Here is a 6,958-nt window from a genome sequence, read left to right as displayed (position 1 = left end):
CCCTCGGCGCAGTCGGCAAGACAGTTGCTCCTACAACTTCTGGTTTGGCCAAAACTTCTTTCTCAGCTAATTGAGAGGGTTGGAAGTTCTCGCAGTTATTTGGAATAATGAAATTAAATTTATACTCGTACAATGCTAATTATTTAAAGTCTGTTAATACAGCTTCTGCGCGGAAAAACACTCTGGCCCAATTGTGCATGAATCCGCGAATTACGCGGCCTTCAGGCGTGGTCTTCTATTGCTGGATATCCATATAAGTTCGCTTGAAACCATTCTGAAATATTCGAAAAGCAAGAATCCGCTCCGGTTTTGGGGACAAGGCAAACGCACGTTGCGATGCCTTGCGGGAACCGAATAAACAGCGCGGAAAGTTTCGTGCTTATCGAAGTTCAGGAGATTCTTGATGCGTAGTATTTCTGCACTGAGCGGATTGGGGATATGCACTGGCGCCATGCTCGCACTGAGCGCGCCGGCGCAGGCGGGTGTCGATGCCAAGTTGCTGGAAATGCTCAAGACCAACGGCTCGATTTCCACCGCTCAGTACACCGAGCTCAAGTCCGAACTGGACAAGGAAACCCAGGCCGCCGCCGACCAGGCGAAAACCAGGAGCGATGAAATGAGCGCCTTCCAGCAAAGCCTGGCGTGGGCCGCGAAAACCCAGGTGAAGGGCGACATCCGCGTGCGCCAGGAAACCGTGCATGCGCAGAACAGCGGCACCAAGGGCGACCAGAACCGCCAGCGCATCCGGGCGCGCATCGGCTTCTACAGCCAGGTCAACCCGCAGGTGGACACCGGCATCCGCATCGCCACCGGCAGCGGCGACGACGCCCGCTCCACCAACCAGAGCATGGACAACTACTTCGACAAGAAGCAGCTGTGGCTGGACCAGGCCTACATCGACTTCCACCCCACGGCGGTGAAGAACCTGCACCTGATCGGCGGCAAGATGAACCAGCCCTGGGTCAGCGAAGGCGACGTCATCTGGGACGCCGACATCAACCCCGAAGGCTTCGCCGCCACCTACAAGTACCCGCTGGGCGGCAGCGCCGAACTCTTCGGCAGCGCCGGCTACTTCACCCTGAAGGACAACGTCGACGGCGAGGGCTACGCCTTCCAGCACGACCTGCGCCTGTACAGCGCCCAGTTCGGCACCCGCTTCGCGCCCGTCGATGGGGTCAAGGCGACCCTCGGCGCCAGCCTCTACACCTACGACAACGACAAGGACAGCGCCTGCGGCAGCGCCACCACCACGCCGTGCCAGCTCTCCGCCAACGGCAACACCACCCAGGACTTCCGCCTCTACGAAGGCTTCGGCCAACTGGACTTCGCCAACCTGCCGATCCCGCTGTCGCTGTACGGCCAGTATGTGGTCAACCAGGCCACCGACAGCAACCAGGACACTGCCTGGCTGACCGGCGCCAAGACCAAGCTGGGCGACTTCAGCTTCGACTACAACTACCGCGACGTACAACGCAACGCCGTGGTCGGCGCCTTCACCGACTCGGACTTCGCCAACGGCTACACCGCCTCGCGCGGCCACAAGTTCAAGGTCGGCTACGACATCGACAAGAACTTCGCCCTCGGCGCCACCTACTTCATGGCCAAGTCCGACGCCGCCAGCGGCACCCGCAAGGACGCGGACATCAACACCCTGCAACTGGACCTGGAAGCCAAATTCTAATAATCGAGGCCAGAAGCGACGGCGAACTGGAGGGTTACCCGCCGATATAACAAGGGCTACTCGCCAGCTTCGCTACAAACCGCTCTTCAGCCCTGCACCAACCTTTCCCCTGGGCCGCCCTGATGACCCCATGCATCACGGCGGCCTTTTTCTATTCCCCGTAGGCGCGCGCCATGCGCGCGATTCCCTGGCACCCCGCGCTCCCAGGGACCACGCGAACCCCACCTCATCACTCCCGCGAACGCGGGAGCCCAGCGACTCTGCCCCCTGACGTTACGGAAAGGCTGTGTTCGGTAGGAGCGGACTCCGTCCGCGATCCGCATTGCACCAGGGCATCGCGGACGAAGTCCGCTCCTACCAGGCCCTTACCGCCCGCCCAAACGCTCCGCCGCGGCATACAAGCGCTCGGCATCGGCCGCCAGGTAGGCGAGGGCGTTGAAGGTCCCGTCCAGCACCTTCTCGCTGGGCGCGCCCAGGTCCGGCGCACTGGCCAGCAGGTGCAACAGATTCACCAGCGCGGCTTGGCGAGACTCGGCGGCCTCGTAGAGGTCGGTCGGATCGGTGTCTTTGAGGGGGTAGGGTAGAACTTGGGCTGCAAGTTTCATGAGAGTCTTCCAGATTGATTGAGGACTCCGCCTCCCGACGCCAATCAGGGAGGGCGGACCGTACAGGTTGGCGTACCGGAATCTGGGAACCGGCGCATCCGAAGATGCCCCGCACGGCCCGCCCATAACACAGGTGCAGCCATGCCAGGTGCCGGAGACGAGCTCAGACACCTTCCAGAATTTTCCGGGACGCCAATCCCGCACCGCTCTGTTGAGCGGCTCGGCAACGGTAGGGAGTTGTCGAGGGGCTGTCAATCGAACGAGGCGGGAGGAGGGCGCGCGTCCACTCAGTGAGCAGGGCGCGTCGAGTCACCCCAAAGCATGAGCCACCATTTCGCCATCCCTTTTGCGTCGACTTTCGCTAATATCCGACCAACACAGGATTACCGAAGGTGAGGAAATGGATTTCACCCCTGTCATCGCCCAGTTCTTGAGCACCTTTGGCTGGTTCATCCCGCTGATCGTGCTGATGGCCCTGCTCAAGTCACCCTGGGGCAAAGGCCAGATCGGCGAACTGCTGGTGCGGCTCTTCGCCCACTGGCAACTGGACAAGGCGACCTACCGCCGCCTGCACAACGTCACGCTGAACACCCCCGACGGCACCACCCAGATCGATCACGTCTTCCTCTCGCGTTACGGCATCTTCGTACTGGAAACGAAGAACATGAGCGGCTGGATCTTCGGCGGCGAAAAGCAGGCGCAGTGGACGCAGAAAATCTACAAGCGCACCTACAAATTCCAGAACCCGCTGCGGCAGAACTACAAACACCTCAAGGCCCTGGAAGCCACCCTGGGCGTCAGCCCCGAACACCTGCACTCGGTCATCACCTTCGTCGGCGGCAGCACCTTCAAAACCGAAGTGCCAGCCTGCGTAACCCAGGGCATCGGCTTTATACGCTACATCAAGTCATTCCAGCAGCCGGTATTCAGCGAAACCGAAGTCGCCACTATGCTGAACACCCTGCAAACCGACCGCCGCACCCCTTCGCTTGCGACCCACCGGGAGCACGTGCAAAACCTCAAACGCCGAAGCGATCCGACAGCCGAACGGCAATGTCCGAAATGCGGTAGCGCGTTGGTGATTCGTACGGTGAAGACTGGTCCGAAGGCGGGGGAACGGTTTTGGGGGTGTTCGGGGTTTCCGAAATGTCGGGTGATGCAAAGTCTCTAGCGGGTGGACGATGACGGAGGAGTCGCGTTGTCGTTTACTGGAGACTGTTTCCGGCCACAAACGGTCGATAGGCTGGTTGGCCGTAAAGCGGCCATCCCCGCACAATCTACACAGGCAATCACCATTCAATTTTATGCCTCGCGGCATTGGTTAACTCGAAAATACTAGAATGGCCAACTCTCCCGTCGATGCTATTCGCGCTTGCAAATATCTTTACCTCCACTCCATATCGGAGTCAGAGGAAAATTCATTACGCGTAGTTTTGCACGAGGCCAGGCCTGGCGGCCCTCTAGTGGCCGAGCGACTCGTGCCAGTAAGCGACTTACTTACTGGCGCGAGCGCTATCATCCATGGCCCAGGATGTCAGGTATTTGAGCTTGTATGGCGGAGTTACATTGGCTACTCGGTCGAGAACGAGAGCTACGCGTCGCCTGAACCAACGGAGTCCGTAGGAGAGGGTCACCTGCTGACCGTCTATACGGAATCGGTATATTTGAGCTATCTGTCGAGGGCAACTTTTGCGTCGCCTGACTATCCTGGCCCATTCAAGCATTGGGCGCTTTTCTGTCTCAATCACATCGTCAACGTGGCTTCTGTCGAAGAGCCTATTATCAATTTGTCAAATAGCGCTTAGCGTTGTGCTCAGCGTCCGCTTCTTTAGCGAAAATAAGGAACGGATCTGTTTCTACTGCTCTAAATCTGTTCGGCTGGGCAGGTTTAGAGTGGCGAAAATGAATCTGTCCCCTTTTGCTCGGTCCCCTTTTGCTCGCGTTACGAAAGGCGAGCGCGCACGGTTAACATGGCGAAAGAAGAGAGAGACACAGTGCATTTAGGCGAGCCCGGTGCGACTTCCGAGTCTGGCTCCAAGATCGCTGGCGTTCGTTTCTGCGAAGGCCAACCGCTCGTGGACGTGCTTCGCACCATCAAGCTGGGTGGATCTGAATGGGCGTCCCGGTACGTCAAACTGTGCTTCAGTGGTGCCGCCAATGGCTGGGTTTTGCTATACCCGTCTCAGTGCTCGGATGCGCCGTACTTTGACTTTATGTACAGCGCTAACGAGGCACCGCAGCAGGTGCTGGCTGCGATGTTTGAAAAGTATCCTCAGTGCAGCGTAATCGATTGGTCGAGCGGCCGGTTGGCTAGCCTGGAAGCCCCTGGGGTGGACGTCGAGTTGCTCGCCGACATCATTCAAGAAGTGGCAAGCGTGGTCTGGGATGAACGGAGCCGACTCGTCGATGCTTGGTACGAGGAAATGGGCAGGGCTTGATTAGCCCGCTAGCGGCCAGAAGCAGACGTTTTGAGGGCTGTGTAGTATCTACGCTAACTTTGACCTAAGTGAGAGTCCTGATGCCTGGCCGTCTTTCATCTTCGCCCTTTAGAGCCGACCTGGATCTGCGCAGTGCCCGCTTGCTAATGGGCAAACGACTTGGGGTGCTGTTGCATGACCAATACTATTTCAATGGCGAGAGAGTCCCGGGAGACGTGGGCTTTCTAGAATGGCATTTCGGCGCGGACGAGATTTTATCCATGTACCTCTTGAGCGATGGCGAGAGCGTAGGAGCGGACTCATTACCGCTCAATGCGCCAGTCTCCTTCGAGATAGAGCCCAACGCTACCTGCTCTTGGAGGAGAGAGAGTCTGCTCGCTGGATTATCGGCGTGCCACCTCGAGGGAGCAGTTGTCCGCGAGGTTGAGGGGGTTCTCGACACCGCAAGTGGTCAGGAGTCTCGGCTAGTCGGATTTAGAGTTTCCTTTGAAACTGGTGACTTCCTGATATTTCTGAATAATGGGGATGAAGCGGCAGTATTGATGAATACGTTGCCCTCTACATGCATCGGAATAGATACTCGCTTCGTTACATCTGCTAAGTGACTATTTTGGAGCGGAAGCGACCTCTTGGGCATGGCTGCTGCTGGCAGAAGAACGTAAAAGGGAAGGGGTCTATTTCTACTGCTATAAATCTGTCCGGTAGGGCAGGATTAGAGTGGCGAAAATAAATCTCTCCCCTTTTGGTCCGATGTTTCCCAGCTTGTGCTGATCAACAGCCGCGCTTATTAGGACGCTGCCGAGCGGTACGGCGTGTACAGCTTGTCCCAGACGTAAGAGTCTGATGCTCAGCTGACTCTGCTTTGGTCCAGATAGGCATTGGATCTATCGCTATTAGAAAGCGGTCTGTCGCGATGGGCGCCTGATCTCGTGGCGTGCCAAGCTGGCCGCTTCCACCAAGCGATGAGAGCCATTCGGAAAAAGCTTGAATTTTTTCTGAATTTTCAACGTACTTGAAGCCCTGTCGATTTTGAATGAGCCAGGGAAAACGATCTGCAAAACCCTGGATTTCAGGCATGGAATTGGCTGCTCCGAAGTACCAGAAGTGATCACTGCCCTCAGCCAGATACACAGGACGCCCTACATCTTGCCGAAAAGCCTTCTCGTCATTGTGCTCAGTCGATGGCAGGCGTAGCCAGCGACCATCCTCGCGGTAGTACAGATTGTCGCCTGAACGTTGCATGAGATTGCCGCTGGGGAGCGGCCGCTTTTGGGGGAAACTGTTGAAGTACTCTTCCATGTCGAGCACTTTTGTCAGTTGCATAGCGTATATCAGCCGATGCCCAGTCGATTTGCTGGAGTGACCGACAATCCAATCTCCCCGGAGCAGCTTCGCTCCTCGATGGTTGGGGGTGCATAGCGCCAACGAACAGACGTCGAAGTACGGGTTTGGGGCTAGGCCGGAATCATGTGTCATCACATACTTGAGGAGCCTCACTGATTCGCTCCTATCGGGCTCGCTGCGCCGGTTTTGAGTAATAAGTACGCAGATAAAATGGGAAAAGGGGTAGGTTTATCTCCCAGCTCTTAGGCTCGTAGAAGTACAGCGTAGTAAAGATTGTCCCTCTGCTTCTCGCTTTCCATTGCGCCGCTTTGGCGGCCCCTTTTCACGAGCAAGTTCGCACTCACAGCCGGCGTCGGGCGCGGCGCCTAGTCCCACCCACCCGGACACCCCTTGCACCCCCGCATATTCGTGCCCTGGAAGTTCCCGAACCTTGGCTTGGCGCCGCGCAGGTCGGCGTCTTCCAGGTTGGCTTCGGCGAGTTTCACTTCCTGCAGGTTCGCGTCGCGCAGGTCCGCGCCCTTGAGGTCGGCGCGGGACAGCCAGGTCATTTCCAGGTCGGCCGCGCGCAGGGTGGCCTGGTGCAGCTTGCCGCCGCTCAGGCGGGCGAATTCGAGGTAGGCGGCGGTGAGGTCGGCGCCTTGCCATTGGGCGCCCTGGGCGAACAGGCCCCAGGCCTGCACGGCCACCAGTTGCGCGCCGGAAAGGTCGGCGGCGCGCAGGTTGGCCTGTTGCAGGCTGGCGCGGGTGAGGTTGGCGCCGCGCAGGTTGGCCTTTTCCAACTTGGCCAGGTCGAGGGTGGCGTGGCGCAGGTCGGCGCCCGAGAGATTGGCGCCGGCCAGGTTCATGCGGGTGAGGTCCTGGCCTTTGAGGTCGGCGCCGCGCAGGTCGGC

7 protein-coding genes are annotated in these 6,958 nt (G+C 58.3%); 4 read left to right on the top strand and 3 right to left on the bottom strand.

Annotation, left to right across the window (positions count from 1 at the left end; genetic code table 11):
- Positions 1-403: 403 nt before the first annotated feature.
- Positions 404-1,681 carry a putative porin gene (locus P3W75_RS18705; RefSeq protein ID WP_276228808.1) on the top strand — a complete coding sequence of 426 codons (1,278 nt, stop codon included), beginning with the start codon at positions 404-406 and terminating at the stop codon, positions 1,679-1,681.
- Positions 1,682-2,046: 365 nt separating this feature from the next.
- Here P3W75_RS18705 and P3W75_RS18700 read toward each other — a convergent pair whose 3' ends face one another.
- Entirely contained in the window at positions 2,047-2,286 is a 240-nt protein-coding gene (locus tag P3W75_RS18700) for a hypothetical protein (protein WP_276228807.1), read from the bottom strand.
- Positions 2,287-2,686: 400 nt separating this feature from the next.
- Between P3W75_RS18700 and P3W75_RS18695 the strand changes: the two genes are divergently transcribed.
- The 3 genes from P3W75_RS18695 (at position 2,687) to P3W75_RS18685 (ending at position 5,329) form a co-directional block, all read left to right on the top strand.
- Positions 2,687-3,457 carry a nuclease-related domain-containing protein gene (locus tag P3W75_RS18695; RefSeq protein WP_276228806.1) on the top strand — a complete coding sequence of 257 codons (771 nt, stop codon included), beginning with the start codon at positions 2,687-2,689 and terminating at the stop codon, positions 3,455-3,457.
- A 799-nt stretch (positions 3,458-4,256) separates the two neighbouring features.
- Positions 4,257-4,724, top strand: a complete 468-nt coding sequence (locus tag P3W75_RS18690) for a hypothetical protein (RefSeq protein ID WP_276228805.1) — start codon at positions 4,257-4,259, stop codon at positions 4,722-4,724.
- A gap of 164 nt (positions 4,725-4,888) precedes the next feature.
- Positions 4,889-5,329 carry a hypothetical protein gene (locus P3W75_RS18685; protein ID WP_276228804.1) on the top strand — a complete coding sequence of 147 codons (441 nt, stop codon included), beginning with the start codon at positions 4,889-4,891 and terminating at the stop codon, positions 5,327-5,329.
- A gap of 166 nt (positions 5,330-5,495) precedes the next feature.
- Here P3W75_RS18685 and P3W75_RS18680 read toward each other — a convergent pair whose 3' ends face one another.
- The gene (locus P3W75_RS18680) at positions 5,496-6,203 is read right to left on the bottom strand and encodes a hypothetical protein (RefSeq protein ID WP_276228809.1); all 708 of its coding nucleotides are present in this window, start codon (positions 6,201-6,203) and stop codon (positions 5,496-5,498) included.
- 230 nt (positions 6,204-6,433) lie between these two features.
- On the bottom strand, positions 6,434-6,958 hold a 525-nt coding region (locus tag P3W75_RS18675), incomplete at its 5' end, for a pentapeptide repeat-containing protein (protein ID WP_276228803.1).

Source organism: Pseudomonas citronellolis, from assembly GCF_029335315.1.
GTDB lineage: Bacteria > Pseudomonadota > Gammaproteobacteria > Pseudomonadales > Pseudomonadaceae > Pseudomonas > Pseudomonas citronellolis_A.
The sequence above is the reverse complement of the archived record's forward strand: the minus strand, read 5'-3'. Positions and strand labels throughout refer to the sequence as shown.